This is a genomic window from Dyadobacter sp. NIV53 (assembly GCF_019711195.1).
Lineage (GTDB): Bacteria > Bacteroidota > Bacteroidia > Cytophagales > Spirosomataceae > Dyadobacter.
Window position 1 is genome coordinate 1,915,266 of the sequence record NZ_CP081299.1, and the last position, 26,133, is coordinate 1,941,398.

At 43.6% G+C, this 26,133-nt stretch carries 24 protein-coding genes and 1 pseudogene; 8 read left to right on the forward strand and 17 right to left on the reverse strand.

All coding sequences use genetic code 11. The features are described from left to right. Nucleotides 1-15: 15 nt before the first annotated feature. From KZC02_RS07835 to KZC02_RS07895, 14 genes and pseudogenes are all read right to left on the reverse strand, one after another. The gene (locus tag KZC02_RS07835; RefSeq protein WP_221393591.1) at nucleotides 16-495 is read right to left on the reverse strand and encodes a (2Fe-2S)-binding protein; all 480 of its coding nucleotides are present in this window, start codon (nucleotides 493-495) and stop codon (nucleotides 16-18) included. Nucleotides 496-509: 14 nt separating this feature from the next. Beyond that, nucleotides 510-1,208: a carboxymuconolactone decarboxylase family protein gene (locus KZC02_RS07840; protein WP_221393592.1), complete on the reverse strand. Its 699-nt coding sequence runs from the start codon at nucleotides 1,206-1,208 to the stop codon at nucleotides 510-512. A 17-nt stretch (nucleotides 1,209-1,225) separates the two neighbouring features. Continuing rightward, nucleotides 1,226-1,819, reverse strand: coding sequence for a flavodoxin (locus KZC02_RS07845; RefSeq protein ID WP_221393593.1), 594 nt, complete (start codon nucleotides 1,817-1,819; stop codon nucleotides 1,226-1,228). 2 nt (nucleotides 1,820-1,821) lie between these two features. Beyond that, on the reverse strand, nucleotides 1,822-2,988 hold the full coding sequence (locus KZC02_RS07850) for an aldo/keto reductase (RefSeq protein WP_221393594.1): 1,167 nt from the start codon (nucleotides 2,986-2,988) through the stop codon (nucleotides 1,822-1,824). 133 nt (nucleotides 2,989-3,121) lie between these two features. Further along, entirely contained in the window at nucleotides 3,122-4,024 is a 903-nt protein-coding gene (locus KZC02_RS07855) for an alpha/beta hydrolase (protein ID WP_221393595.1), read from the reverse strand. 108 nt (nucleotides 4,025-4,132) lie between these two features. Beyond that, complete coding sequence (locus KZC02_RS07860) at nucleotides 4,133-5,299, reverse strand: aldo/keto reductase (protein WP_221393596.1); 1,167 nt, start codon at nucleotides 5,297-5,299, stop codon at nucleotides 4,133-4,135. 115 nt (nucleotides 5,300-5,414) lie between these two features. Next, entirely contained in the window at nucleotides 5,415-5,891 is a 477-nt protein-coding gene (locus tag KZC02_RS07865; RefSeq protein WP_221393597.1) for a nuclear transport factor 2 family protein, read from the reverse strand. Nucleotides 5,892-5,914: 23 nt separating this feature from the next. Beyond that, the gene (locus tag KZC02_RS07870; RefSeq protein WP_221393598.1) at nucleotides 5,915-6,370 is read right to left on the reverse strand and encodes a cupin domain-containing protein; all 456 of its coding nucleotides are present in this window, start codon (nucleotides 6,368-6,370) and stop codon (nucleotides 5,915-5,917) included. Nucleotides 6,371-6,627: 257 nt separating this feature from the next. Further along, nucleotides 6,628-7,062 carry a nuclear transport factor 2 family protein gene (locus KZC02_RS07875; protein WP_221393599.1) on the reverse strand — a complete coding sequence of 145 codons (435 nt, stop codon included), beginning with the start codon at nucleotides 7,060-7,062 and terminating at the stop codon, nucleotides 6,628-6,630. A 39-nt stretch (nucleotides 7,063-7,101) separates the two neighbouring features. After that, entirely contained in the window at nucleotides 7,102-7,947 is an 846-nt protein-coding gene (locus tag KZC02_RS07880) for an aldo/keto reductase (protein WP_221393600.1), read from the reverse strand. A 167-nt stretch (nucleotides 7,948-8,114) separates the two neighbouring features. Beyond that, entirely contained in the window at nucleotides 8,115-8,666 is a 552-nt protein-coding gene (locus KZC02_RS33250; protein WP_409014282.1) for a hypothetical protein, read from the reverse strand. A 6-nt stretch (nucleotides 8,667-8,672) separates the two neighbouring features. Further along, nucleotides 8,673-10,070: pseudogene (locus KZC02_RS32860) on the reverse strand (c-type cytochrome); the annotation flags it as partial. Between the two features lie 59 nt (nucleotides 10,071-10,129). Next, on the reverse strand, nucleotides 10,130-11,707 hold the full coding sequence (locus KZC02_RS07890) for a carboxylesterase/lipase family protein (RefSeq protein ID WP_221393602.1): 1,578 nt from the start codon (nucleotides 11,705-11,707) through the stop codon (nucleotides 10,130-10,132). A gap of 39 nt (nucleotides 11,708-11,746) precedes the next feature. Further along, nucleotides 11,747-12,673 (reverse strand): alpha/beta hydrolase, encoded by a 927-nt coding sequence (locus KZC02_RS07895; RefSeq protein ID WP_221393603.1) that lies wholly within the window; start codon nucleotides 12,671-12,673, stop codon nucleotides 11,747-11,749. A gap of 323 nt (nucleotides 12,674-12,996) precedes the next feature. Between KZC02_RS07895 and KZC02_RS07900 the strand changes: the two genes are divergently transcribed. From KZC02_RS07900 to KZC02_RS07930, 7 genes are all read left to right on the forward strand, one after another. After that, entirely contained in the window at nucleotides 12,997-13,902 is a 906-nt protein-coding gene (locus tag KZC02_RS07900; protein ID WP_221393604.1) for an AraC family transcriptional regulator, read from the forward strand. Nucleotides 13,903-14,060: 158 nt separating this feature from the next. Next, nucleotides 14,061-14,702 (forward strand): NAD(P)H-binding protein, encoded by a 642-nt coding sequence (locus tag KZC02_RS07905; protein WP_221393605.1) that lies wholly within the window; start codon nucleotides 14,061-14,063, stop codon nucleotides 14,700-14,702. A gap of 35 nt (nucleotides 14,703-14,737) precedes the next feature. Then, nucleotides 14,738-15,643 (forward strand): AraC family transcriptional regulator, encoded by a 906-nt coding sequence (locus tag KZC02_RS07910; protein ID WP_221393606.1) that lies wholly within the window; start codon nucleotides 14,738-14,740, stop codon nucleotides 15,641-15,643. A 48-nt stretch (nucleotides 15,644-15,691) separates the two neighbouring features. After that, nucleotides 15,692-16,771, forward strand: a complete 1,080-nt coding sequence (locus KZC02_RS07915) for an alpha/beta fold hydrolase (RefSeq protein ID WP_221393607.1) — start codon at nucleotides 15,692-15,694, stop codon at nucleotides 16,769-16,771. Nucleotides 16,772-16,967: 196 nt separating this feature from the next. Beyond that, nucleotides 16,968-17,699 (forward strand): carboxymuconolactone decarboxylase family protein, encoded by a 732-nt coding sequence (locus tag KZC02_RS07920; protein ID WP_229254057.1) that lies wholly within the window; start codon nucleotides 16,968-16,970, stop codon nucleotides 17,697-17,699. Between the two features lie 18 nt (nucleotides 17,700-17,717). Next, nucleotides 17,718-18,779: an alpha/beta hydrolase gene (locus KZC02_RS07925; RefSeq protein WP_221393608.1), complete on the forward strand. Its 1,062-nt coding sequence runs from the start codon at nucleotides 17,718-17,720 to the stop codon at nucleotides 18,777-18,779. Between the two features lie 38 nt (nucleotides 18,780-18,817). After that, the gene (locus tag KZC02_RS07930; protein ID WP_229254058.1) at nucleotides 18,818-19,333 is read left to right on the forward strand and encodes a cupin domain-containing protein; all 516 of its coding nucleotides are present in this window, start codon (nucleotides 18,818-18,820) and stop codon (nucleotides 19,331-19,333) included. 5 nt (nucleotides 19,334-19,338) lie between these two features. Here KZC02_RS07930 and KZC02_RS07935 read toward each other — a convergent pair whose 3' ends face one another. Both KZC02_RS07935 and KZC02_RS07940 read right to left on the reverse strand, forming a co-directional pair. Next, the gene (locus KZC02_RS07935; RefSeq protein ID WP_229254061.1) at nucleotides 19,339-21,786 is read right to left on the reverse strand and encodes an alpha-L-rhamnosidase C-terminal domain-containing protein; all 2,448 of its coding nucleotides are present in this window, start codon (nucleotides 21,784-21,786) and stop codon (nucleotides 19,339-19,341) included. Between the two features lie 48 nt (nucleotides 21,787-21,834). Beyond that, the gene (locus KZC02_RS07940; RefSeq protein WP_229254063.1) at nucleotides 21,835-23,478 is read right to left on the reverse strand and encodes a carboxylesterase/lipase family protein; all 1,644 of its coding nucleotides are present in this window, start codon (nucleotides 23,476-23,478) and stop codon (nucleotides 21,835-21,837) included. Nucleotides 23,479-23,644: 166 nt separating this feature from the next. On the opposite strand from KZC02_RS07940, the gene KZC02_RS07945 reads away from it, so the two are divergent. Next, on the forward strand, nucleotides 23,645-24,568 hold the full coding sequence (locus tag KZC02_RS07945) for a LysR family transcriptional regulator (protein WP_221393609.1): 924 nt from the start codon (nucleotides 23,645-23,647) through the stop codon (nucleotides 24,566-24,568). Between the two features lie 728 nt (nucleotides 24,569-25,296). Here KZC02_RS07945 and KZC02_RS07950 read toward each other — a convergent pair. Next, the gene (locus KZC02_RS07950) at nucleotides 25,297-26,091 is read right to left on the reverse strand and encodes an IS3 family transposase (RefSeq protein ID WP_221393610.1); all 795 of its coding nucleotides are present in this window, start codon (nucleotides 26,089-26,091) and stop codon (nucleotides 25,297-25,299) included. Nucleotides 26,092-26,133 lie beyond the last annotated feature (42 nt).

Consider the following 26,133-nt stretch of genomic DNA (forward strand, 5'->3'; position numbering starts at 1 on the left):
TTTAGATGTCTGGAATTAGCCCTGCGGAGCTGCTTTTTTCTGCGCTTCTGCGGCCAGATGAATCGCTGCACGAATACGCAGATACGTACCACACCGGCATATGTTACCTGCCATGCCATCATCGATATCCTTATCAGTCGGATTAGGATTTTCACGCAGCAGAACAACCGCGGACATGATCTGTCCTGAATGACAATACCCACATTGAGGAACATCTATTTCCTGCCAGGCTTTTTGCACCGGGTGAGAATTCGTTTCCGATAAACCCTCAATTGTTACGACTTGCTTACCTACTGCCCTACTTACTTTGGTGACACATGACCGGACAGCTTCTCCGTCCAGATGCACCACGCAAGCACCGCACTGGGCTACGCCGCAGCCATATTTTGTGCCTTTCAGACCAGCCAGATCCCGGATTGCCCACAGGAGCGGCATTTGAGGATCCGCTTCGAGGGGATACTCTTTTTTGTTGATACTTAAAGTGATTTTCGCCATGGTGAGTTAGTTTATTATTTTCTTGTACTCGTAATTCTTTCTAAAACTTGCATGCCTGCAGCCGCTTCATTTTTTCCTATTTTGATCTCAATGATTGAAAGTAATTGCCGGATCTGTTGCTCCGTAAACCCCAAATTCAGGCAAATTCCTATATGCCCGCCCAACTGAGATTCTACACCTCCCAGTGCGGTCAGGGCAGATATTGTGGAAAGCTCCCGCTGCTTGTTGTCAAGTACTCCGCGGGTAAATATATCATTGAAAAGATGTTCTTTTAAAAGCGTATCAATCGCAGGGATAAAAGCCGCATATCCGGTTTTTGGACCAGTTTCGGACCTTCCTGTGAGTGATTCCAGGACTTTTTTACCCGTTTGATATTTGTTAACGTCTGCCACTTTTGAAGGTTTCTGCCCTTCCGGATCAGCAATGCCTTTTGATTTTCTCTCAGTCAGCACGGTATTAAATGTGTTAATTCCGTTCAAACTTCTGGGAAAACCACAGTAGGCCGACAAGTGAATAAGCTCTTCTTTAACCTCGTTAATAGTAAGACCGGCTATCAATCCTTCATTCAATGCCTGCTTCAAACCTTGCAAATCCCCTTTTGCAGTGAATGCAGAAATGGATACGATGCTTCGCTGCTTCGTATCCAAACTATCACTTTTAAAGGTTTTATTAGCAGCCGCCACTTCATTGAAAATGAACGCTGAAATAATCATCAATATCCTCTTTGGCCTCATATCATTTTAAGTTTTTGCAGCCACTTTTTTATATCAGTCTCCGTCTGCTTTGCCTTGTCTTCTTTGATCATCAGCAGTTGCCCGTCCCTTTCAGATCCGCCTTTGGTTGTATAACCTTCCAGTACTTTGCATTCAGGACAAAGTTCTTTCACCGTTTCGAAAGTACTCCCAACACCATAACCTCCATTTGTGTTAAAAGGAATAACCGTTTTACCGACCAGATCATATTGTTTCAAAAAGCTTTTCATAGGTGGCGGCAGTTTCATGCCCCAGGTAGGAAAGCCGACAAACACGACATCATATTTTTCAATATCCTCGATTTTCGTTTTCAAAGGCGGCAGGAAGCCAGTTTCATTTTCCCTTGCTACCTGGTCTACGGTTGCCTTGTAATTCTTCGGATAAGGCTTTGCCAGTACCAGCGATGTCAATGTTCCGCCTACATTTTTCTGGATCATTTCAGCTACCGCCTTCGTATTATTCGTTCTTGACAAATACACAATCAATATCTTTTTAGGGGTTATTGATTGTGCATTTGCATTAGTCCAGGTCATAGCCGCAGCTAATATTATTGTAATAATTATGTTTTTCATATTTATAGCTTCGGTGGTGCTTCTACACCCGATAGAGCTAAGACCCCGGCAGGCAAACGGGCTCCTAGGATTTCAATCGCTGATAATTCTGAATTAAACTGGCTGAGCTCACTTGCTGAAAATGTTATGCTATCTCCACCGTTATTTTCCAACATGTGCGCCATTTGTGTTGTCCCTGGAATTGGCACAATCCACGGTTTCTTGGCCATCAGCCAAGCCAACGATATCTGGGCAGGAGTTGCTTCTTTTTGTACAGCCCATTTTTTCACCAAATCTACAAGTCTCAAATTGTTAGGTAGATTCTCCGGCGAAAAACGTGTCTCTGAGCCTCGAAGATCTCCGGGAGCGAAGCGTGTATTTGCATCCAGAGTTCCTGTTAGAAAGCCAACACCAAGCGGGCTCCAGCATACAAAGCCGATACCGAGCTCCTCACAAAGCGGAATGATCACATCTTCCGGTCCCCGCCATAATAGCGAGTATTCGTTTTGAATAGCTGTAACCGGATGAATAGCGTGTGCCCGTCTGACGGTTTGTGGCCCGGGTTCGGAAAATCCATAATGAAGCACCTTTCCCTGGTCAATCAGATCTTTGATTGCACCGGCAACGTCTTCAATGGGAACATTTGGATCTACCCGGTGCTGATATAGCAAGTCAATACGGTCGGTGCGAAGACGTGTAAGCATATTTTCTACAACGAGCCTGATATGTTCTGGACGGCTGTTCAAACCCGCTAGCTGACGACCGGTTTGCTGGTCAATATTCCAGCCATACTTTGTTTCTATAACGATGTTGTTTCGAAAAGAGGCGACCGCTTCGCCAAGGATACGTTCACTTTCCCAGGGGCCGTATGCTTCTGCTGTGTCAAACAAGGTAACACCCTTGTCATAAGCAGTCCTGATGATATTGAGCATTTCGGGTCTGGAAGGAACTGTGCCTTGATATGTACGATGCATGTTCTGCACACCAAGACCAATGCCGGATACTTCCAGTGTGCCACCCAGCCTTCGCCGGCTGCTGACCTGCTGATCAGGCAAATTGGTATCTCCTTCAGGTGAATGATCCGTGCAAGCAGTAGTCAGCAATGCTCCGCCTGCCAGACCTAAACCTGTCTTAAAAAAATTACGTCGGTTGAAACCTGTTTCTACTTTTTTACTGATTGTGTCTTCCATGTTTGATATGATTGAAAAGATGAGTAGTCAAATATTCAAGGTAACCTGATGAAAGAGAAGGGAATTTATACAAACTGAAGACGGTAATCCTAAAAAAGGATTTTCCACTTCGTTGTTCAACTCATATTAATTACTAAAATTGTTTCACGAGCCAACTGTCAAAAGCAGGTATCCAATCTCCTCTATACCCATAACCGTGTGGCCAGTCTTGGAGAACAAGCGTTTCGACTGGTACGTTAGCCTGCTTGAGTGCAGTTACACAAGCTCCAAATTGCGTTACAAACGGATCGCGTGTACCATAACAAAAAAATGCAGGAGGCAGATTAGAATTTCTGAACCTTTCAACATCCGTAGATGCTACGCTGAGTCTACCATAAAAAGAATAGATATGCCCGATTGCCGCTACGTTAGCTGAGATTCTGTCCAGTGAATCAGGAACATACCGGGTATCAAGTGATGAACCATTAACAGATCCTTTATAATTCAATGCCATTTCACCACAGAGGATGCCACCTGCTGAAAATCCCATGACAGCAATATCGTCTTCTTTAATTCCGTATTCACTTGCATGGAGCCTGACAAACCTAACTGCCCGGGCCAGATCCAATGCTCCTTCCTGCTGGGTATATGGGCTTAGCCGGTAGTTAACTACAAAACTTTGATAGCCCAATTCGCTTAACGCCCTTGCCACAGGTGTTCCTTCTCCGTTATTATTGCGGAACTGAAAAGCACCACCAGCACAAATAAGCACGGCCCCTTTTATTGCAATTCCTTCTTTAACAGGGAAATATACCATAAACGGACGAAAATTGGGGCCATCAGGGTTCCCCGAGTTTGCTACTGACTGAGTGGTAGTGGTTGCAGGCATGTTACCTTGAGGCCAGAGAAGGATAGTCCCTTCACCAATTGGTGAGATGCTCGAAGTATCCGTTTCTGGCGGAGTTTCAACAGAGGGTATATTAATTTCCGGTTTATCTGTGGTGCAAGCCGTAAACAATGGATAAATTATTAACAGCACTTTAAGATAATCAGTCATAGATAATTATATTTTGACATGCGTTAAAAATTCACATTCAACCTAAAACAGATTTCTAATCATCCAGCTAAAAAACCTGGCTTGCTCCAACTACTGACAGTCAAACACCTATTTCTTTACCGGCGCTTCAACATCGGAGAATGCAAGCACGAATTCCGGCAAACGAGCTCCTTTAATTTCAATTTTTGCCAGTTCTGTATTAAACTGAGTTAACTCGTCCACAGTAAACTTTACCGAATCTGCACCATTGTTTTCCAGCATGTGCGCCATTTGTGTTGTGCCTGGAATAGGCACAATCCATGGTTTTTGCGCCAAAAGCCATGCAAGTGATATCTGGGCTGCAGTGGCTTGTTTTTGCGCACCCCACTTTTTGACCAAATCCACAAGTGCCAGATTATTCGCAATATTCTCAGGGGAAAACCTGGATTCCCCACCGCGAATGTCACCCGGAGCATACTTTGTATTTGCATCAATAGCTCCCGTCAGAAACCCAACACCAAGTGGACTCCATGGAACAAAGCCAATGCCCAATTCCTGGCAAAGCGGAATGATTACTTTTTCCGGTCCCCGCCATAAAAGAGAATATTCATTCTGAATCGCCGTTACCGGATGAATGGCATGTGCCCGTCTAACCGTTTGTGGTCCTGGTTCTGATAGTCCGTAATGAAGTACTTTTCCTTCTTTGATAAGATCTTTAATTGCTCCCACAACGTCTTCAATCGGAACATTTGGATCCACCCGGTGCTGATATAATAAATCTATACGGTCGGTTTTTAAACGTGTCAGCATTCCTTCAACTACCTCCTTAATATGTTCCGGACGACTATTCAGACCTGGAAGACGCTGACCGGTTTTTTGATCAATATTCCAGCCATACTTGGTTTCAATAACCACTTTGTTCCGAATCGGGACAAGTGCTTCACCCAGAATTTTTTCTACCTCAAAAGGACCGTAAGCCTCGGCAGCATCAAACAGCGTAACGCCATTATCATAAGCTGTCCGGATGATGTTGTGCATTTCAGTCCGGGAAGGGATCGTCGTTTGATAGGTGCGGCTCATATTCTGAACGCCCAAACCGATGCTGGAGACTTCAAGTTTGCCAAGCTTACGTCTTGTCGATACTTTTGTCTTCGGTGGCCTGGAGTTAGTACCTGCTGCACTTGCCGATGTTTGGCCGGCAGTAGACAGTAATGCCCCACCGGCTAGCGTCAATCCTGTTTTTAGCAGATCGCGGCGGTTAAAACTTGAAGCAGATTGTTCTATTGAATTGTCCATTGAAACATTGTTTGTAGGAACCAGAAGTTCTGGTAATTTTTGTTGTTTTATAAATAGCAACGATTAGGTTCGATAACAATCCCTTATATATCGCCAACGACATTTATGCAAACCATTACTTAACTGCCCTGGCCAGCTTTGAGAAAGTGAGCGAGCCCATTGTCCATTTGCCATTTTCGTTGACATAAACCTCGGTCACCATAAACGGATTTACTACCTCGTTTCCTCCAACTACTGCCACCAGGTCTAAATCATTTAAAAGGATAGCAGTGTTGCCAATAAAATTGACAGAAGCCGAATGTACAGTTGCCTTTTTATACCAAATGTTACCCGATTTGATTACGTCTAATTCCCGGCTTTTACCCCAGCTGCCGCCCATGTGAACAAACATGGCTTTTTCATTGAATAAGGCATTAAGCTTATCCACATTCTTGTCAGACATCCATTGCCATTTATCTTTTGAGAGCGTGAGGATTTCCTGTTCCGATTTACCTGGCGTTTGTGCCTTCGAAGTTTCTGTAATGAAAATCAGAAAATACAATCCAAGAACTGATACTTTCAGAAAGGTTTTTACAAATGTTTGAGTTTGCATAAGTTCGTAGTTTAGGTTAAAATCTATTTCTTACTGTTGTACTCCGCATCGGCAACTTTTTGCAGCCATATTGTTTTTCCTTTCTGCGCTGGTGAAGTAGCAATATAGGTTACGCCGCTTTCAGGAGTTGCTCCATGCCAATGTTCTATGCCCGGCTGGCATTTAACTACGTCCCCTCTTTTGACGGTTTGTTTTGTTTTGCCTTTTTCCTGATAATACCCTACGCCATCTGTAATGATAAGGATCTGGCCTCCCGGATGGCTATGCCAGTTAAGCCTTGCACCAGGGTCAAAAATAGCAACCGACGTGCCGTAACTGAAAACACTATCAGCCGGACTTAATTCTGTGAGCCATACATCTCCTACATGATGTACATTAGCTGCTTTTTCACCTTTTGGAAATATAGGTGAAGTCTGCGCCACTGCCCGGTTAGACCATGCAGCGGATATTACAATCATTAATATCAATACCTTTTTCATAATTCTTTATTTGTTATTTATCTTCTGGCTTTCTTTCGTCCGGCATTCATAATTTCCCACGATCCTATTATTTCTCATTTTTGAACATATGCAATTGCATGTAAAATGCTGCCACACTAACGCCGAATCTAAATATTTGAATCGTCATTTTCAGCTCAATTCGCCGAACGGCAAAAGATCAATCCCCAACAGCGTTGAATTTCGACAAACGACAGTAGTAGGCTTCGTCGAAGCTCGTATGATCAATAAATCGAAGGTTAATTTAGAGCCTGTTTATCCTGCCAGGTAAATACTGATTTTCTTTTACTGATTAGCCACTGTTGATTTGACTTTTCGTATTCATCATGATAATACATACCAATTGTCGTTTTCATCTTTGTCCCATCTTCTGTGCCAATAAGCGTTACTGTGCAATAGGCAACTCCCGTGGCCTTAGAACCATCAATTAACACGACTGTTTGTTGTCCATTGAAGTGATAAGCCGTTTCAAAATTGCTCAGGAAAGATGTAAACGTATCTTCGATTTCGCTACGTCCGGTCAGGGTTGAAGTCAGCTGACCATCAAAATACAACTCTACCACCCCGTTTTCAGAAAAAAGTAAGGCCTGCTCACGCATCTTTCTTTGATCGCCATAGATGGCGTAGGTGTCAACTAATTCCCTAAGCGCAATTCTATCTTCGATTTGGTTCATTGTAATATTTTATGATTATGATTTTATAACGAGGTGGAATTAAAGTTTTCGTTCACCCAGCCATTTAACCATGGCAGGATCACGATGGTCAAAGAAGCTGCTGGCGTTTGTATCCAGCACTTTGATAGCATCCATATCCTCAGTACTTAGCTGAAAATCAAAAATGTTGAAGTTCTCTGCCATTCTTTCTTTACGTACAGATTTAGGAATGGCGACGACCCCTCTTTGCGTAAGCCAGCGGACTACTACCTGCGCGATCGTTTTGTTATATTTCTTACCGATGGATGCTAAATGCTCGTTTTGGAACAAGCCATTTTTCCCTTCTGCAAATGGTCCCCAGGACTCGATCTGGACATTGTTCTCAACCAGAAACTTTTGTGCTTCTGTTTGCTGATGAAAAGGATGGGTTTCAATTTGGTTAACAGCCGGAATGATTTCGTTGTGAACAATCAGATCCATAAGTCTGTCGGGTTGGAAATTGCTGACGCCGATTGCTCTGACTCTGCCTTCCTTATACAATTCCTCCATTGCTCTCCATTCCCCATATACATCACCAAAAGGCTGATGGATCAGATACAGATCCAGGTAATCCAGCTGTAATTTTTTCAGTGAGACTTCAAAGGCTTTTTTAGTGTCCTGATATCCGTTGGACTGTATCCAGAGCTTGGTTGTGATAAAGAGATCCTCCCTCGGAACACCGCTCTTTTTAATCGCATCCCCTACTGCTCCTTCATTTCCATAGGAAGCGGCTGTATCAATTAAACGGTAACCCGATGCAATCGCATCCAGTACGCTTTGTTCACATTCCTTAGGATCAGGAACCTGAAAAACGCCAAAACCCAGAAGGGGCATTTCTATACCATTATTTAATTTTACTTTTTCCATTTTGTTTTTTGTTTTTGTTGATGATGCAAAGTTCCTGACTTGTACTGGCAGATTTAGTATACCAATTCCTGTTTTACCTACCAATATTCCTGTTGTAAAACTGCATCAAGCCTAAAATTGTCCGCCGCTTTTCCAGTAAGCAATAAATTTTAATAGCTGGTTTCTTCCTACTGAACGCCTACAACTGCACGGATCATCCCGTCTGCTTTCGTAATCAGGTATAGTTCTCCGTCACTATCCTCAGCTAACCGCAGGTCAATACGACCGGCCCCTGCGATGGCGCCTCTGCCAGGCAGGCCCGGATTTTTGCCGCCGCGCTTTCGATAAGTTTCTTCCGAAAGTGCCCGAAGTTGGGTGCCAAGTTCGTGAATGGGGGCCAAAGTAAGCGGGTTACCATCATCGGCCGCCAGCACATCTTTCATGTATGCGTACCAGATACGGCCCGTCGTGATGTCACTGAAAACAAAGGTCTCTTTTAAAGCTGGAATTCGTTTCCCACGGTAGGCAAAACCGTTGGCAATCGCATCGCCACCGCCGGGTGCGTGGGGATATGCAACGACCGCATAGGTTGGCTTTACCGTGCCACGCGTTACTGTGTCTGAGAGCTGAACTGCAATCATATCGTCCGTCGGCAATGGCCCCATCGCGTTACCTTCAGCCATACTCTGGGTTCCCTCCCGTAGCGGATAGCCATAGTTAGCTCCCTTTTTGATGATCATCACCGTCTCCCAACTAACGAGTCCAATGTTGAAGGCTAACAGTACTGGCTCGCGTGGGCGTGAAGGGTTGATATACCAGGTCAGGCGGTGCGGATTACGCAGACCGTATGCCCAGATTTCCTTTCTTGCCCCGGCAACCGAGACGAAAGGGTTGTCGTTGGGAATCCGGTATTGGCCGTTCTCACTGACCGTACTTACCGAAGCATGCTCGCTCAATGAGGGAATTATGCGAAGAACCTTGCCTTTAAAAGTGTCAAGCCGTTGGGCATGCAACCGCATGGGCCCAGGCCGCTCACCCGTACCTGCGTCTCCAATGCCCAGGTACATAACCCGCCAGTCGGCGTCGCCTGGCCGCGCTGTGGGATTGAAAGTAATTTCATTGAGTGGATGAAAGAGTCCGGGAACATATAGACGAAATACCTCACGTGCCGTACCCTCGAAAGTAGTGTTCCCGATATTCTGATCCTTCCACTCCACGATAACCAACTCACGTTCGAACCGCACATCGCCGGGAGCAACCGGCTTTGCCAGCGCTGGTGTGGTCTTGTAGTCGGTCAAGTCCAATCCGGGCACTATGCCAGCCTTCGGGGTTACGGTCTCTTGAGGCGTGGCGGTATTTTCCATGTGGAGCGTATAAAATATTCCGTTTCGCTTATAGTCCGGATCGAAAACGAAGTTCATCAGACCCGCAGCGTAGCCCATTGTCGACGAGAACTTTGGAAATAATCCACCGTGATCGCCCGTGCCGTTGAAATTCAGATACGTTGTAAGTTGTTTTGTCTGCTTGTTGAGAATATATAGCGGACCGGTCAGGTCATTTAGGAAGGAACGTCGGCTCCCCGGTTCATCAAGCATGATACTCCCTCGTGCGAGCACCCCGGCCACGCGGTCGGCCGACATGTCACCGGTAATCGGCATTTCGAGGTAATCGGCTAACTTAAGTGTACGATCAGTGGTCGGAGTGGCAGGTCCGGTTTTCTTCGGCAGTGCCGCTGTAGATACTGCCCCAGTGGATACTGCCACCCCTTGTGCCGATGCAAGAGAGCGAACATAAGAGACTACATTTCGGATCTCGACGTCTGAGAGGCGTCCTTCGAAGGGCGGCATCATCCCCGAAGGAAAGCCTTTCTTGATCAAGGTGAAAACTTCAGCATCAGTAGAACCATGATCCCAGGCCTGATCCGTCAGGTTGGGCGGTTGCTTCCCACCCCGCTCGGTAATAATTGAAATTTCGATGCCCGCTTTGACTGCTCCCTGTGCTGCTTCTCCGTGACAATTTGCGCAATTGACGGTGTAAAGACGCTGTCCGTCAGCTAGTGATTGCCTCGATGTCTGTGATCGACCTGTTGTCGTAAATATGGCGACAAGTATAAAAGATGTCGTGAATATATGGGCGATGTTCATAATTTTTGTTTCATTAGGTATTACTTACCAACTAAATTCCTGTTTCGAAGCTACACCCTCTACTTTTCCGCAGCCTTTTCCATTACATCCAGCCGTGCTTTCTTTGGATCGGGACCACCTACGGCAGAACCATCGCTCTTAAACTCAATAATCTCACCTTTTTTTGGATCATAAACGGGCCATTTCGGAAGTCCGCTTCCATTTGGATCCCCGGTTTTAGCAAAATTTGCCCAATAAGTATTCATCATTTTGGCAACTTCCATATCCTTAGGTGCGATTGCTGCTCCATCCCGCGAAGTTAGATTGTTGAAGACATAAGCGATTTCGGATGCATGAGATGCACCATATTTCATTCTCTGTTTCATCGGCTCAGAAACGTAAGAAAAAAGATAAATAAAGGCCCGGTCGCCTTTGGCTGTATATGTATTTGCAGTGAACCTGGCTGGTTCAGCCCATACCTTATCTGTATTAACCATCGTAAGTATTTGGGCCAAATCTGCTTTACCTTCCGGATCATAGGCCGTAGCGAGCTCCTTTTTCACAGGCTCAAATTGTGCCAGTAACTCTTCTTTTGACCTCGCATTGACAAAACCAGCAGGCACTTCTGCACTGTTTGAACCAATTATAAGTGGTACACGTATCTGCCTGCCAGCCTTGTATGCGCTCTCGAATGTTTCCACAACAAATTTGCCATCCAGGATTGGGCCGGCGTAAATGGGAGCTCCTCCCTGGCCATTGCTTTCTTGTCCGCTATCTACAATATCCTCTACGGAAAGCGAACGGAGTTTAGTCAAAGCTGCCTCATCTTTACCTTCGATACCATGTTTGACGGCAAAATTTACGCCTATTGTCTCCGCTGAAATAGGGTAATATTTGTCGGCATTTTCTTTGCTTATTGGTCTGCTTGATAAAACGCCGTCGCGGCCACCGCCGGACTCAATGATTGCTTTTTGAAACAATCCTTTTGCAGCCGGAATGGTCAGAAGTGAATGCACCGAAACACCGCCGGCAGACTCTCCGAAAATCGTAACATTATTGGGATCACCACCAAATGCTGCAATATTCTTTTGCACCCATTTGAGCGCAGCAACCTGATCCATATAAGCATAACTGCCCTTTGGTTCGTTTGAATGCTCGTTAGTCAATGCAGGAAAAGCAAAATGGCCAAGCCGTCCCAGACGGTAATTAAAAGTCAATAGAATGACGCCTTGCTTTGCAAACTGATTGCCGAAAGTTTCAGGGCGGGAGCCGCTGCCTCCCACAAAGCCGCCACCATAGATCCAGACCATAACTGGTAATTTCGCTCCTGACTTAACACCAGCCGGCTTCCATATATTAAGAAAAAGGCAATCTTCGGATGTGTTTTCCGCAATCTTTCCCCCAGTACGCGGCCAGGCAGCCTGCGCACAATCTGCACAAAATTTGCTCGCTTCCCGTACTCCTTGCCAGCCAGGAAAGGGTTGCGGTGGCCGCCAGCGGTACTCTCCTACCGGCGCGGCTGCATAAGGAATTCCCTTGAAGCTGTCGACCTCTCCTTCTGTTGCACCACGAAGGTCTCCGGAATTAGTATGAACTGTGGGTTGTGCATGCAAACCCAGACTAAAAAAAACGGCTAATCCTGCTATTATTTTTCTCATTTCTTATTGTGTTTATGATGACTTAACTCCCTTATTCAATTACCGACTCATCTGACTCTTCCAAAAAACCACTGCATTGTTTAGCCAACCTGTGGCATCTGTACCTGTTCCCAGACCAAACCCATGACCTGCATTTTTGTACCGTTCATAAGAAACAGTGACACCTGCATTTTTCAGATTTTGAACCCGCCGTTCTACTGTATTTACATTGGCTATCCCGTCGTCGGCACTGACGTTGATGAATGTGGAAGGAAAATCCTTGCTGTATGAAGATTGCCCGGTGTAAGAAATAACAGCGGTAACAGGTTTGGGATAATTACCCGGCACGAAGGCGTTAACGCCGTACTGTGCAATGTTCCCCACCATTCTTGCTCCCGCCGAGCCGACCCATAATGAATAATCTTTGGTATTTACTTTTAATGTGGAAGCATTTTCGAAAACGAAACGTATCGCATTTGCCAGATCCTCAGTAGCCCATTGTTCACTGCCAATCCGGTAACGTATCACAAAAGCATTGAATTTCTTTTTGCTGATTTCAGATGCTAATGGAAACCCTTCATGCAACGAACCCACGTAGGCAAATCCTCCACCGGGACAGATTATGGCAAAAGGTGCATCCGGATCTCCGCGAAAGAAAAACAGTCCGGTATTATTTTTCGCAGGGTCCTGCTTTTTCTGCTGCTCATTATAGAAGCTGTAATAGATAGTTTTGTTCTGGTTCGCATCATCAATCAGGCGGTTGAGCGCCTTTACTACGTCATCAGGATTAACAGCATTGTGATAAGGCAACAGGGAGGAAATGTTATTAATTGAAGTTTTATAGTTAGATGAATTATTATCCCTTGGCAACATCAATTCACCAAAACCCTTAAATGCCGGATGCCCGGCAATATCCTCAACAAGATCGGCGGCAGTCAGATGCTTGCCCAATGTTCCGTTGATTGTGGTTTCATCTTGAGTTTTCATTTTATTGTTAAATGCTGAATTCTGTGCTTTGCAGTTTTCTGTGATCATGGCACACAGCAACAGTATTGTGTTAAATCCAGTCATTTTTATTCGATTTAGATTTTATATCATTGCCCTTCCAAACAAATACATTTGTCCTTGATATGAGGATTAAATTTTAGGATATTCCCATGCATTTATTGCATTGTAAATGTCGACTTTATTTAATGAGCAAATAGTATACAGATTCCTGATTTGTCTACCAATATTCCTGATTTGGTCATAGATATGATCAAAGACCGTATCTAAGCAGTAATTTAGCATCACTAAAATAAGATGAGATTATGGAAGATATAATTCGGTTTGACTCTGTAAGCCAGTACAATGCATTCAATCAGCAGGAAACTTTGCACCCGCTGGTAAGCGTTATTGATCTGTCAACAGCAAGTCCCCGGCGAAAAACCAGCCAGTACCTGGGATGTTATGGCATTTTCCTTAAAGAGGTAATTTGCGGGGACCTTCGGTATGGTAAAGAATATTACGATTACCAGGAAGGCACGCTGGTTTTCATGGCTCCCGGACAGGTTTTCACAGTGGAAAATGACGGAGAGCTGTACCAGCCCAAAGGACATGCACTGGTATTTCATCCGGATCTGCTGCATGGTACTGCTCTGAATACAAGAATGCATGAGTATTCCCTCTTTGGCTATCAGCTAAACGAGGCACTTCATCTATCGAAGCGCGAAACGCAAATTGTGATGGATTGCCTTGGCAAAATCAGCTATGAGCTGGAACGGGCCATCGACAAGCACAGCAAAAAACTTATTGTTGCCAATATTGAATTGTTCCTGGATTACTGCGTGCGTTTCTATGATCGCCAGTTCATCACCCGTGACACTATTCATAAAGGTTATTTAGCAAAATTTGAGGCACTTTTAAGCAGCTATTTTGCTTCGGATAAACCTCAAACGATAGGATTGCCGTCGGTCGCATATTGCGCTAGCGAGCTAAATCTATCCCCCAAATATTTTGGTGACCTGGTAAAAAGAGAGACTGGACAATCCGCTCAGGAGTATATACAAACCAAGGTGATTGAGGCGGCAAAAGAACGGATATTTGATGGCAGCAAAACCATTAATGAAATAGCTTTTGAATTGGGATTTAAATACCCACAGCATTTCAGCAGGCTATTTAAACAACATATTGGCCAGTCACCAAACGAATACCGGATATTTAAAGACTTGAATTAAAGGCCAGGTAGTATAATCCAGCGACCTTAATCAGATGATAGCTGATTGAAGTACCGCCTTATGTGATGAAAAAACAGGTACATGCAGGAAATATTGCTAGCCTGACTGAACAATGAAACCATAATGCATTCTAATTACTGCTGTTTAATAATTGAACTATGAAAATCTTGATATTGGGTGCCGCTGGCCAGATAGGAAGAATGCTGACCGACTATTTAGTTGAACAAACCGATCATCAGCTAGTGCTTTATGCGCGCAGTGCCAACACAAGGTTGAAACCAAAGGACACATCGCGGGTGACGATTATTTCGGGCAATTTCCAGGATCATAAAACCTTATTGGAAGCTATGGACGGTGTAGATGTCGTTTATGTAAACGATATGGGAAATAGTAAAAATACCCAAACCATAGTCAATGCCATGAAGGAAGCGGGGTTAAATCGAATTATTGTAGCTTCTATATTGGGAATATATAATGAAGTACCAGGCGCTTTTGGTAAATGGAACATCAGTATGGTTGGCGCAAACGGTATTCAAAAACATAGCGAATCGGCCGCCCTGGTAGAAGTTCCTGAATTGAACTACACAATTCTTCGATTAACATGGCTTTATAACCTGGAAGGCAACAAAAAATATCATCTCACCTATAAAGGACAGCCATTTGAGGGAGCACAGGTGACAAGGCAGGCGGTTGCCCAACTCATTGTTGATATAATAGAAGACAAATCCGGAAAATACATAAAAACGAGTCTGGGAGTTGGTGAGCCCAATACCAACTGGGATAAACCATCCTTCTACTAACGATGTTTTTAAACAAATAATTAACAAAAAGTTTTATGGAAGATGTACTAAGATTCAAGACAATCCGGGAATATAACGCCTTCAATAATCACACTACGCTTCACCCGTTGGTGAGCATTGTCGATCTTTCAAAGGCTGATCCCAGGGAACTTCGCCGAATGGCTTACGAGTTTTATGTTGTTTTTCTCAAACAGATTTATTGCGGTGATTTGCGTTATGGACTTAATACATATGATTATGAGGAAGGGACACTCATTTTTCTTGCGCCAGGCCAGATTATAGGTGAAAATGACAAAGAAAACATTTATCAGCCACAGGGGTATGCATTGGTTTTTCACCCAGATCTTTTGCAGGGTACGACGCTTGGACGGCATATGAGTGATTATACATTTTTCTCCTATGAAGTTAGTGAAGCCTTGCATCTTTCTGAAAAGGAGCGAATGATTGTCAGGGATTGCTTTTCAAAAATTGAATATGAACTGGGACAGGGAATTGACAAACACAGTAAAAAACTTATAGCAGCTAATATTGAGCTATTTTTGGACTATTGTGTCAGGTTCTACGACCGCCAGTTCATTACCCGCGAAACCGCTAATAAAGGTATTCTGGAAAGATTTGACAGCCTTTTAAATCAATATTTTCAGTCAGATAAGCCAACAAAAATCGGTCTTCCTACCGTGGCATATTGTGCCGAAGAACTCAACTTATCCTCAAATTATTTCGGGGATCTGATAAAAAAGGATACCGGAAAGTCAGCTCAGGAATTCATTCAGATGACGATCATCAATATGGCCAAGGAAAGGGTATTTGACCTGGACAAATCAGTTGGAGAAATCGCTTACGAGCTCGGATTCAAGTATCCCCAGCATTTCAGCCGCCTTTTTAAACAGCGGGTGGGACAGACACCAAATGAGTACCGGCTACTTAAAAACGTCAATTAATTGGTAAAAGCAAACTGGCAGTACTTAATAATAAGAAATTTTATGAAAATGAAATCCATAAAATATCTGGGCATTTGTGCGGCAATATTGGCTACATCCATATCATTGAATGCCCAAAATAAATTCAAACCGCTGCTCATTGAAGAGCAAGGCAGTTTTACTGTCGGTGGAACAAAGGTAACCGAGCCGGGAAAGTTCGATTTGAACAACGCATTGAAACCCCAAGGCCAAACCTTTCATGGCGATCACGCTTACGTATTTTATCAGATTCCCGTCAAGGCCCGTAAGTATCCATTGGTTTTTTTGCACGGTGCCGGAGAATCGAAAAAATCGTGGGAAACAACCTCCGATGGAAGAGAAGGCTTTCAAAATATTTTTCTCAGACGTGGTTTTGGAGTTTACCTGCTTGATCAGCCCAGACGTGGCGAAGCCGGCAAGAGCACTGTTGCAGCAACGGTGACCCCAACTGCTGACGAACAATTCTGGTTTACACAATTCCGGATCGGCAATTATCCCGACTATTTCCCAAATGTTCAGTTTCCAAAGGATTCTGCTTCCCTGGAACAGTTTTTCAGAAAAATGACACCGAACACAGGTGCTTTTGATGCCAAGGTGATTACGGATGCAGTATCCGGATTATTTGATAAGATCGGGGAAGGCATACTGGTGACGCATTCACAGGGAGGTGGCCCGGGCTGGATGACGGCTATTAAAAATGAAAAGGTCAAAGCTGTTGTTGCCTATGAACCGTACAGCGGTTTTGTGTTCCCCAAAGGAGAAGCGCCTGAGCCTATCAAATCAGCAGGGCTTTTTGGCGAACTGAAAGGTGTAGAAATCCCGTTCCAGGATTTTGAAAAGCTGACCAGGATACCAATTGTGATTTACTATGGCGATAATATCGCCAAGGAGCCGACCACCGTATGGAATAAAGACCATTGGCGCTCAGGGCTTGAAATGGCCAGGTTATGGGCGGGCACAATCAACAAACATGGTGGCAATGCAACGGTTGTACACCTACCAGAAATTGGGATCAAAGGCAATACGCACTTTCCTTTTTCTGATCTGAATAATGTGCAGGTGGCCGACGCTTTATCCAATTGGTTAAAGGAGAAAGGTTTAGATAAGTAAGAAATATTCCCATCTTCTTATATGATGTATCGAACTAAACCCTTCCTACCTGCGAAGCCAAAATTCAATGTAAAAACTGGATTAGGAATATTGGTAGTAAAAACAGTAATACGTATCCGTTTATGTGAGCGTCAATCCTGAACTTTGTATCATTAATTCTTCTAAGCAAGAAGGGAATTTGATAACTGGACAAAATATGGAAATGATACTCACCAAGCTTTTAAAATCTTCATTGTTTGTCACAATGCTGATTGTGGCAAACACGGCCAATGCTCAAACGCATACAGATCAGAATTTAAGCAAAAAGCAGCACGCCATTGTCAGCATTGCAGCAAACACCGCAAAAGGCGACTTACCAAAGTTAAAATCAGAACTTGCTGCCGGACTTGAGGCAGGACTAACTATCCAGCAGATTAAGGAGGTGATCATCCATGTGTATGCTTATGCTGGATTCCCCCGCAGCATTCGGGGATTACAAACTTTTATGAGTGTTCTGGAGCAACGCAAGGCCAAAGGCATTACTGATGTAATGGGCAATGACGCATCTGCAATAAAAGATGATCGAAGCAAATATGAAAGAGGCAAAGCCGTCCTGGATTCTCTTTTAGGCGCTCCGCAAAATGGTCCTCAAACAGGCTATTCCGCATTTGCTCCCACCATAGAAGTCTTTCTTAAAGAACATCTCTTCGCCGACATTTTTGAAAGGGACATATTGACCTACACGGAAAGAGAACTGGCAACCGTATCTGCCCTTGCCGGTATTGGAGGTGTAGAGCCTATGCTGCAATCACACTTTAAAATCTGTCTGAATGTAGGTCTGACGGCCGAACAGTTACAACAATTCATCGGCGTTATCAGAAAGACGGCTGGTGAAAAAGAAGCACAGTCTGCAAAATCCGTATTGGATGAAGTATTGAAAAAGAAGTAAAATTAATTATTGAAACAAATGAAAAAATTAACATCAATTGTCGCATTAGCCGTCTCAATGGCAGCTGCCGATACTATAAATGCCCAGTCTACACAAAAAGTAAAGCAAAAAAATTCATATACGCTGGTATATGAGGGTGCCCTTACGAAAAATGAAGATGGCAAAGTGAACATCCATCCGGTGAAATATAAACTGAACGGCATTGAAGTTGCGGCGAATGTTTATACACCTGCAAACTACGATGCATCAAAAAAATACCCGGCAATAGCAGTTGCTCACCCTAACGGTGGTATTAAAGAGCAGACAGCCGGATTATATGCGCAGCGTCTGGCGGAAGCAGGGTATATAACCATTGCTGCCAACGCGGCATACCAGGGAGCTAGCGGCGGGGAGCCGCGTCATACGGACAATCCTAATTACCGTACCGAAGACATTCATGGTATGGCTGACTACATTACACAGTATGCAGGCGTTGATGCAAACCGTCTGGGTGTGCTGGGCATTTGTGGTGGCGGTGGTTACACTTTAAAAGCAGCACAGTCAGACAAACGTTTCAAAGCCGTTGCTACCCTGAGCATGTTCAACTCAGGGGAAGTAAGGCGGAATGGTTTTCAAAATTCGCAATTAAACACCATTCAGGAGCGCTTGAAACAAGCTTCGGACGCCCGTGCGCAGCAGGCAGCGGGTGGAAAAATCATTTACGCAGGTGTGGCTAGTATAACAGACGAAGAAATTGCTAAAACTACCACAGATTTGTATAGGGAAGGCTACGAATACTATTACAGAACGCATGCACACCCAAATTCAACTTTTCTTTACACCATGAGCAGTTTGCAGGATTTGATGACCTGGGATGCTGCCGCGAATATGAATTTGATTAATCAGCCTCTTTTGATGATGGCTGGAAGCAAAGCAGATACGAAATACATGACAGATGAAGCATTTAGTAAAGCAACTAACGCCAAAAATAAAGAGCTTTTTGTCATTGATGGAGCCACCCATATCCAAACTTACTGGAAGCCAGAATATGTATCGCAGGCAGAAAGCAAATTGCTCGGGTTCTATAAAGCGAACCTTTAAGGTTCAATGTGATCAATAAGACATTAAAACAACGTGCGATGAAACCAATAACGTTAAAAAACAGTGTTTTGATATTTTCCGTTGTCTTTAGCGCACTGGGAATAATATCCTGCAACAATGATAACAAGCAGCAGCATGCTTCAACAACAGAAGCGGATACTGCTATGGTATTCCCTAAGGGCAATAAAGTAACGAATGATAACTTTACCGGAACGGTCTGGCTCAACTATCTGGCTGAAAATGACACTACTTACAATGTAAATATTGGTTCAGTGACCTTTGAACCAGGAGCGAGAACCAACTGGCATCTTCATAAAGGTGGACAAATACTCCTGGTGACCAAGGGAAAAGGTCTGTATCAACAGAAAGGTGAACCAATTAAAATCATCAAAGAAGGTGACGTTGTTAAATGTCCGCCCAATATTGAGCATTGGCACGGCGCTACAAAAACAGATGCCATGACGCATATCGCAATTGGCACCAATACAAATATTGGTGGGGCAGTATGGTTAAAGCCCGTTACTGATGAAGAGTTTAGCAAGGTGCCCGAGTGATGTCATCACAACTTAAATGCGTTTTTCCCTGGCTTTAATGCCAGGGTTTTGCCTTTCCAGACAAAGTTGCCCGAAATTTTTTCTGGAAGACTGATCTCGGCATGCATGGCGCCTTGATTTACTTTATAATTAACCATGATTTTCCCATTCGGATGCGGCATTTCTCCACTGATATCACTGATCGAGCCTAAATGTGGCGTAATTAATACTTTTGAGAAGCCGGCCGCACCACTGTTAATCCCCAGGACGATACGGAAAAATTCAATGTTTGGACTTGATCCCCAGGCGTGGCAGTCCGACCTGGAAGTATTTACATCTGAGGTTTCTGCCCAGGTAGTAAGTCCCAGGTTCATGTTCTCACGCCATTTGCCCAGCCAACTCATATAGTCATCACCCAGTCCAGCTTCTGTAAGAGCCTGATGTAGATAAAATTTGAAGTAAATTGATGCTGGTGCAAGGCTGGTATCAGCAAGCATTTTTATAGCCAGAGGTTTTGCCTGCTCTTTGCCAACAACGCCTGAAAGAATTGCCAGTGAGTTAGCATGCTGTGAATAGTTGTCCTTTTCAGGTGTGTTTGCAAAAAGGCCTTTACCAGCATCCCAGTACTTAGCCTGAATGGTTTTTTTCAATTGTGCGGCGCGGCTTGTGTAATGGGCTGCCAAATCTTTCAGTCCTAAACTGCTTTCAAGTTCAGCCGCCAGTTGGTAAGTCCAAAGCAGCTGCATATCCAGTACCGCAGATTCTCCGTTTTTTCCGATTGGTGCCATTCCAAAGTTCCAGCCTTTTCCCTGCGACCAGTCTGTAAAAACCCAATAGGGTACATCTTTCAAAGAGCCATCTGCTTGCTGATAACGTTCAAAAAAGGAGATCACCTGTCTTGCTCCCGGAAGCTTATCTTTGATAAACAGACTGTCCGGACGGTATTTGTAATAATCATGCAGCATCGCTACCCACCATAATGAGAATGTTGGTATCTGCTGATGCAGGTCTGTGGGATAGCGGCTTAGCGTGATTCCTTCGGCAATGCGCGAGTGATCCATTAGTGTAAGCGCATTCCGGACCAGCCGATCGTCACCGGCATTATACATGGAAACCAATGCCTGTATCCTGGCATCGCCGATATACTGTAACTGCTCATAGTATGGACAATCCATATAAGTTTCAAAAGCACATAATCTTGCAGTTCGCCATCCGATATCCAGCATCTTTCCCATTTCTGCATTCTGGGTTTGAAGCTTTGCTTTCTGCTCGAATGGATAGCCGGTGAAAGTGCCGTAAATATCATCGATGACAAGCGGTTCTGCTTTTGTTGTGACACTCAGTTGTATATAGCGGTAAGTCCGCCAGCTCAGCGGTGTGAATTGCTGGTTGACTGCTCCATTTGAAAGTATACTATCAGCCCTGCCAATAAAGATCTTTTCATCGGTTTCGTTACGATTGCCTTTGGAAAGCATAGGAAGTCTCGGACTATTTAATACTTCCTTTTTTCCTACATAAAGACCTTCTGCATAACCTATTGATATTCCAGCGCCTTTACCACTGCTGAATTCCAGTGTTGGATAAGCATTGGTTAAAAATCCCTGGTCCAGTAAAATGGTCGTTTTCGTATTGGCTGGAATGGTGACGCTGGTTTTGGCAGCAGGAAAACCAGCAGGAACCTGCACGCCTTCTGCTTTTCTGGTTGTTGCAAGCCGCTGGACGGTCATATCCATTTGTGGTAGCTGCGATTGAACCAGCATCCATCCCGAAGAATTTACAGCTGCATCTTTTGTTGTGCCCGGACCTATCAGACGCGCTTTTACCCATTTGTTGTCGTCATAATCTGCTTTCTCCCAGCCGCTGACATGTGTGTTCATATCCACCCGCTCAGCCGGACCCGCCACATAATAACCTGGAACCTTTACTGAAATCGGCTGATAACTTTCATCCTTAATCGTTTTCCAGGTGTCGTTTGTGTTTAGTATATCTTCGGCAGCAGTATTTCCCTGCAGAATAAATCCGGTCAGATACGAAATCTGGGATTCAGGTTTTACACGGCCTTCATTCCAGACCACAGCGGCAATAGTATTACTTCCGGCCTGTAAGTAAGAAGCAATATTAACCGTTTCAAAATTCCAGAAATACAGATCTCCCCTTGCCGGACCTTGTGAAACATGTTTACCATTTACAAAAAGCTTATACCGGTTATCACCCGAAACATGTATAATAAAGGAAGAAGGTTTTGCTGTTAGCTCGATAGTTTTTCTAAACTTGAATACGCCGTACTCTTTCAATGTCAAATCCGAAGAAGCATTAAAACGGTTGATAGGCATGCCTGGCCCGGTGATCCACTGCGCTTTCCACGGCTTTTGCAAAAGATCTGAACTCAGCTGCTGCGCTGCAAGGGGCTGGAACAAAAAGTGTGTCATTATCAAAAAGGAAGCCACAGCGACGCAGAATATATTTGGTCTCATGTATAGGTATTAACGGGATTGTTTTAAAATAAGTAAAGAACCATTGGTTTATACTTTGCCGATCGATCTCCACATTTCAAGCTCTTCTGTGAACCGGTTATGGATTACTTCGCATTTTGTATCGATGCGCATTGTCGGCCTGTCTTTCAGGTTGTAGGCAGGCCATTCTGGTACGTCTTTGGCAGCTGGTTTTCCTGTCCTTGCAAAGGTTGTCCAAAGCTCAGCGAAATGATGCGAGGCCTCAAACCGCTCCGGTTTGTTCCCTCCGAAGAAACTTTCCTTTGGCTGGGAGCCATCCCTGGGTGGAATTTCATTATTGAATTTGAATGAAATATCCATGGCATGTGGTGTACCCATGGCGTAGTCCGTTCCCGGTATTTTTTTCTCTGATTTGTAACCAAAATTATATAAATAAACCGGTGCACCGTTCTGTTTTGCCTTTTTCTCTGCAATATCCACTGAGCCAAGTCCCATCATGGAGATTGATGAAATTGCTACAAAAATATCGGGTGCGGAGGCATCAGGCCTTGCTTTCCGGTAGGTTTCAATCATTTTTCTGGTATCCTGGCCGTATTTAGGTTCCAGCTTCTTTTGTAAACCATCAAAATCCAGTTTAAAAGGTTCAGTGTCTTTTCGTTCCCAGGCAAAGAAAGTGTATTCGTCTTCATTCCATCCGACCAATAGTGGCTTATTCCTGGATATTTCAGGCGCAGAAGGCTCAAACGGATGATGTGGAAGGACTTTTCCATCTACGACCGGACCGAAACCACCAGCATTACGCTGCATAACTCCTTTATTGTTATTCTTTTCACTAAACGGCGCTACAGAAGGTAACTTACCCTGCATAACAAGCAGATCCGCAGCAGGTACATCCAGTAATTTTCTCCAGTCTTTAGGCGAAATATTCAGCTCTCTCAAAAGCATCGCCGTAGTTTCAGCCGCTGCTTCTTTAGTACTCATCCGTACACCCGGACCGCTTTCAATAGATGCCTTATTGAAGTATGGCGCAGCCGCTGGCATTGCATACAAACAAGATGTTTTGGCTCCCCCACCCGACTCACCAAAAATCATCACATTATTAGGATCTCCGCCAAATTGGGCAATATTTTGGCTCACCCATTTTAAGCCATCAGCAATGTCAAGTATGCCCATATTACCAGAACCTGCATAGTCTGCACCAGCGATTTCATCAAGATAAAGAAAACCCAGCAATCCCAGACGATGATTGGTCTGCACCACAACTACATCAAAATTTCGCGCCAGATTTGATCCATCCTGCCCTGGCGAGGCTCCGGATCCAATCACAAATCCACCACCATGGCTATAAAACATGACCGGGCGCTTTTTGTTGTCATTTGCAGGAGTCCAGACATTCAGAAACAGACAATCTTCGGAAGGTGCCGGCTCATTCCGGCGCGGCGATTGAATAGCAGGTGCACCAAACTGAGTGGCATCCCTTACACCTGTCCAGGGCTGTAAAGGAGCAGGACGGCGGAATCTTCTATCTCCTGAAATTTTGCCGCCATAAGGTATTCCTTTAAATATATTAACGCCCTCATTGCGAATGCCCCGCACTTTGCCGGGTGCAATTTCAACATCAACAAATTCACCTGATCTTCCTGACGTTGAAAAACCAAGCGCAGGCAATGTAACTGCCAAGGTCGCTAATGATAAAAACTGTTTTCTATTCATAGTACATATAATGCTTAGTAATATTTTTCAAACGTTAAATCGTCCGGATTCAATGGGAAGCAATAATACAAGATAATCATGTAAAAGTCTGATTGTATTTTCTTTCCGTCTGATAAGTATTTCTTATCAGGTATTGTCTTGATCAATAGACGAATCAAAAAGCAAAATGGAACTACGTCAGTTAAAATATTTTATAGGAGTTGCCGAGGAACTGCACTTCGGCAATGCGGCCAGGCACCTGTTTATTTCACAACCTGCATTGAGTCAGCAAATCAGGCTATTAGAAGCAGACTTAGGCGTGGAGTTGTTTGTAGGAATATCTCGTACTAAGCTACATAAGGTGGAGCTAACCGAAGCGGGTAAAGTCTTTCTTCTTGATGCTAAACACATCCTGCAATTGACTGACAAGGCAGTTCGTAGCGCCCGCCAGGTCGGGGCAAAACAGCAAGTAATTAATTTAGGAGTTTTTAAACTTATACTTCCAGAGCGGGTTATGGGTATGCTCGAGCTCTTCTCAGCCCATTTCCCATTAGTAGAAATCAAGCTGGTGGAACTTCCTAACCCGGTTCAGGTACAGACAAGCATCGCAAACGATCAGATTGACTTGGGCCTGAGCGTACTTCCACTCGTTTGTGAAGGACTTATAGCAACACAGTACACTCAAGCCGATTACACAATACTAATTAACAAAGATCATCACTTGGCTGGCGTGAAAGCAGTTATGCTAACTCAATTAAAAAAAGAAAAGTGGATTGATCACGGGCCAGAGGCTGGCCTATTTTACGGACAGCTGGAAGAAGTTTGCCGTCAGGCCGGATTTCACAGAGAAAGTAACATTGCACAATATGTACCATCCTTTGACTTGTTAAAAAGTATGGTAAGGTCAGGTAAAGGAATTGCTTTTATTCCCGCTTCTCTGGACTTGAGGCAGGAGCCTAATCTTGTCTCCATGCCTATCATTAATGCCAATGGGACACCATTTAAAGAGATTGTGATTAAGCACGTTCTGATCCATAAATCCGAACAGCCATCACCACTGGTACAAGCATTGAGTGGATTACTAAAATTACAAATTCGTCAAAACTTTTAATGCCAGTTTTAATTTATGAAGAGTGCTTTAATGATCTTTTTCAAAAATTAGAAAAGTACATTTTAACCCGGTTGCTGATGAAGTTTAATGAAACATCAACACTACTGGAAGTCTTCTGGCCTAGATAATACATTCATTTACGAATGTTTCCAAAGTACGATTATACCACGGTATAAATGAACTGGTGTAAATCTAAAGGATATATAGAAAAACTCAATTTTCCAGAAAACCATTTTCTTCGTACACAGTTTTAATCACTTTTGAAAAACGTACTTCTTATTTTCGCACCGACCTCTTCAAAGTTACATCTGTTGAAAGATTGACGTCATATTAGCATTCCCTGTCCAATTGTGACTTTAGTAGAAAAGCAGGTAGGCAAATAGTGTTCTAAACATTTCCATTATAATTACTCATATAGTAAGATCTGCAATTTTATTCAAATCCTCCATAAACTGGTTCGACAACAGTTCGGCTCCGGGTACATTTAAAGAGCGTAAATGATTGTTTATCAATTATTTACGCTCTTTTTAATTTAAAACGTTAACACTATGATTAACACTTTTTAAGTTCTTCTATTTTTATCTGTTAATCATTCCAGTCAAATATTAATCGGGAAGTAATATCATCAGTTGTGTAGCATCTTTCCTTTATCCCACATTTTTTTCCTCCTCTTCTGTTATCAAGAGTTTAGAAGTAACGTTGCTCTTTCCGCTTAAAAACTGGACTAGTTACGCAGCGATTTGAAAGTTAAAATATTCTTTTGGTGTTTTCATTTTTAAAGCTGAATGAGGAGCAAAATTATTATATTCATCTACCCATTTTTGTATTTGTGACATCACAACTGTTGGATTATCGAGACAATTTTCAAAGACGTAATCTCTTTTAAAAGTGCCATTCAGTGCCTCACACATGCCATTTGATTGTGGTGAATATGTCGGTGTATTACAATCTTCAATATTCCATTGTTTAAGACTTTTTCTTAGATTTTTCTCTATGTATTCAGGTCCGTTATCATGTAGTAGTTGAAGCTGCCCTTTTGGCGGTAAACTTTCACCGAATCTTTCAAATAGGGCATTCTGTACTAATAATTCGATATCACATCCTTGAATATGCGTGCCTGCTTTCCAGCTAATAATTGATCTGTCACAACAGTCGATCACAAAGGCCAGTCGAAGTTTTTGACCATTCCAACACTTAATAGACGTTATGTCGCTAGCCCATCTTGTATTGGATTTAACAACGGCTATTTTTCCAGTATGAATCCTACTATTTCCTCTGGTTCGAAATCGTTTTAATAGTAAACCTTCCTCTTTCATAAAGCGGTGAACCATATATTTGGATAATGTAACACCATAATCCCTTTGTAAAATAGCTCGCACACGAGGTGTTCCATAGGTTGACTTCATGCTTGATATTGATCGAATATTAGCCTTAGCCGCATCTGACAGGTATTTTTTTACAATTTTCTTTCTCTTGGGATAAGGCCTGGCTTGGTAATAGATGCTAGATTTGGCAACTCCCAATATTTTGATGATTCGGTTGATACTTAATCCGAATTCCCTGGA

What these genes read in the sequence shown, in the direction of transcription:
- KZC02_RS07880 (WP_221393600.1), bottom strand. Translation starts at nt 7,947, where the DNA reads ATGGAAAAAGTAAAATTAAATAATGGTATAGAAATGCCCCTTCTGGGT.
- KZC02_RS07925 (WP_221393608.1), top strand. Translation starts at nt 17,718, where the DNA reads ATGAAAAAATTAACATCAATTGTCGCATTAGCCGTCTCAATGGCAGCT.
- KZC02_RS07935 (WP_229254061.1), bottom strand. Translation starts at nt 21,786, where the DNA reads ATGAGACCAAATATATTCTGCGTCGCTGTGGCTTCCTTTTTGATAATG.
- KZC02_RS07865 (WP_221393597.1), bottom strand. Translation starts at nt 5,891, where the DNA reads ATGCAAACTCAAACATTTGTAAAAACCTTTCTGAAAGTATCAGTTCTT.
- KZC02_RS07840 (WP_221393592.1), bottom strand. Translation starts at nt 1,208, where the DNA reads ATGATTATTTCAGCGTTCATTTTCAATGAAGTGGCGGCTGCTAATAAA.
- KZC02_RS07930 (WP_229254058.1), top strand. Translation starts at nt 18,818, where the DNA reads ATGAAACCAATAACGTTAAAAAACAGTGTTTTGATATTTTCCGTTGTC.
- KZC02_RS07845 (WP_221393593.1), bottom strand. Translation starts at nt 1,819, where the DNA reads ATGAAAAACATAATTATTACAATAATATTAGCTGCGGCTATGACCTGG.
- KZC02_RS07910 (WP_221393606.1), top strand. Translation starts at nt 14,738, where the DNA reads ATGGAAGATGTACTAAGATTCAAGACAATCCGGGAATATAACGCCTTC.
- KZC02_RS07890 (WP_221393602.1), bottom strand. Translation starts at nt 11,707, where the DNA reads ATGAGAAAAATAATAGCAGGATTAGCCGTTTTTTTTAGTCTGGGTTTG.
- KZC02_RS07850 (WP_221393594.1), bottom strand. Translation starts at nt 2,988, where the DNA reads ATGGAAGACACAATCAGTAAAAAAGTAGAAACAGGTTTCAACCGACGT.
- KZC02_RS07900 (WP_221393604.1), top strand. Translation starts at nt 12,997, where the DNA reads ATGGAAGATATAATTCGGTTTGACTCTGTAAGCCAGTACAATGCATTC.
- KZC02_RS07855 (WP_221393595.1), bottom strand. Translation starts at nt 4,024, where the DNA reads ATGACTGATTATCTTAAAGTGCTGTTAATAATTTATCCATTGTTTACG.
- KZC02_RS07920 (WP_229254057.1), top strand. Translation starts at nt 16,968, where the DNA reads ATGGAAATGATACTCACCAAGCTTTTAAAATCTTCATTGTTTGTCACA.
- KZC02_RS07895 (WP_221393603.1), bottom strand. Translation starts at nt 12,673, where the DNA reads ATGAAAACTCAAGATGAAACCACAATCAACGGAACATTGGGCAAGCAT.
- KZC02_RS07835 (WP_221393591.1), bottom strand. Translation starts at nt 495, where the DNA reads ATGGCGAAAATCACTTTAAGTATCAACAAAAAAGAGTATCCCCTCGAA.
- KZC02_RS07860 (WP_221393596.1), bottom strand. Translation starts at nt 5,299, where the DNA reads ATGGACAATTCAATAGAACAATCTGCTTCAAGTTTTAACCGCCGCGAT.
- KZC02_RS07905 (WP_221393605.1), top strand. Translation starts at nt 14,061, where the DNA reads ATGAAAATCTTGATATTGGGTGCCGCTGGCCAGATAGGAAGAATGCTG.
- KZC02_RS07875 (WP_221393599.1), bottom strand. Translation starts at nt 7,062, where the DNA reads ATGAACCAAATCGAAGATAGAATTGCGCTTAGGGAATTAGTTGACACC.
- KZC02_RS07870 (WP_221393598.1), bottom strand. Translation starts at nt 6,370, where the DNA reads ATGAAAAAGGTATTGATATTAATGATTGTAATATCCGCTGCATGGTCT.
- KZC02_RS07940 (WP_229254063.1), bottom strand. Translation starts at nt 23,478, where the DNA reads ATGAATAGAAAACAGTTTTTATCATTAGCGACCTTGGCAGTTACATTG.
- KZC02_RS07945 (WP_221393609.1), top strand. Translation starts at nt 23,645, where the DNA reads ATGGAACTACGTCAGTTAAAATATTTTATAGGAGTTGCCGAGGAACTG.
- KZC02_RS33250 (WP_409014282.1), bottom strand. Translation starts at nt 8,666, where the DNA reads ATGATCATCAAAAAGGGAGCTAACTATGGCTATCCGCTACGGGAGGGA.
- KZC02_RS07915 (WP_221393607.1), top strand. Translation starts at nt 15,692, where the DNA reads ATGAAATCCATAAAATATCTGGGCATTTGTGCGGCAATATTGGCTACA.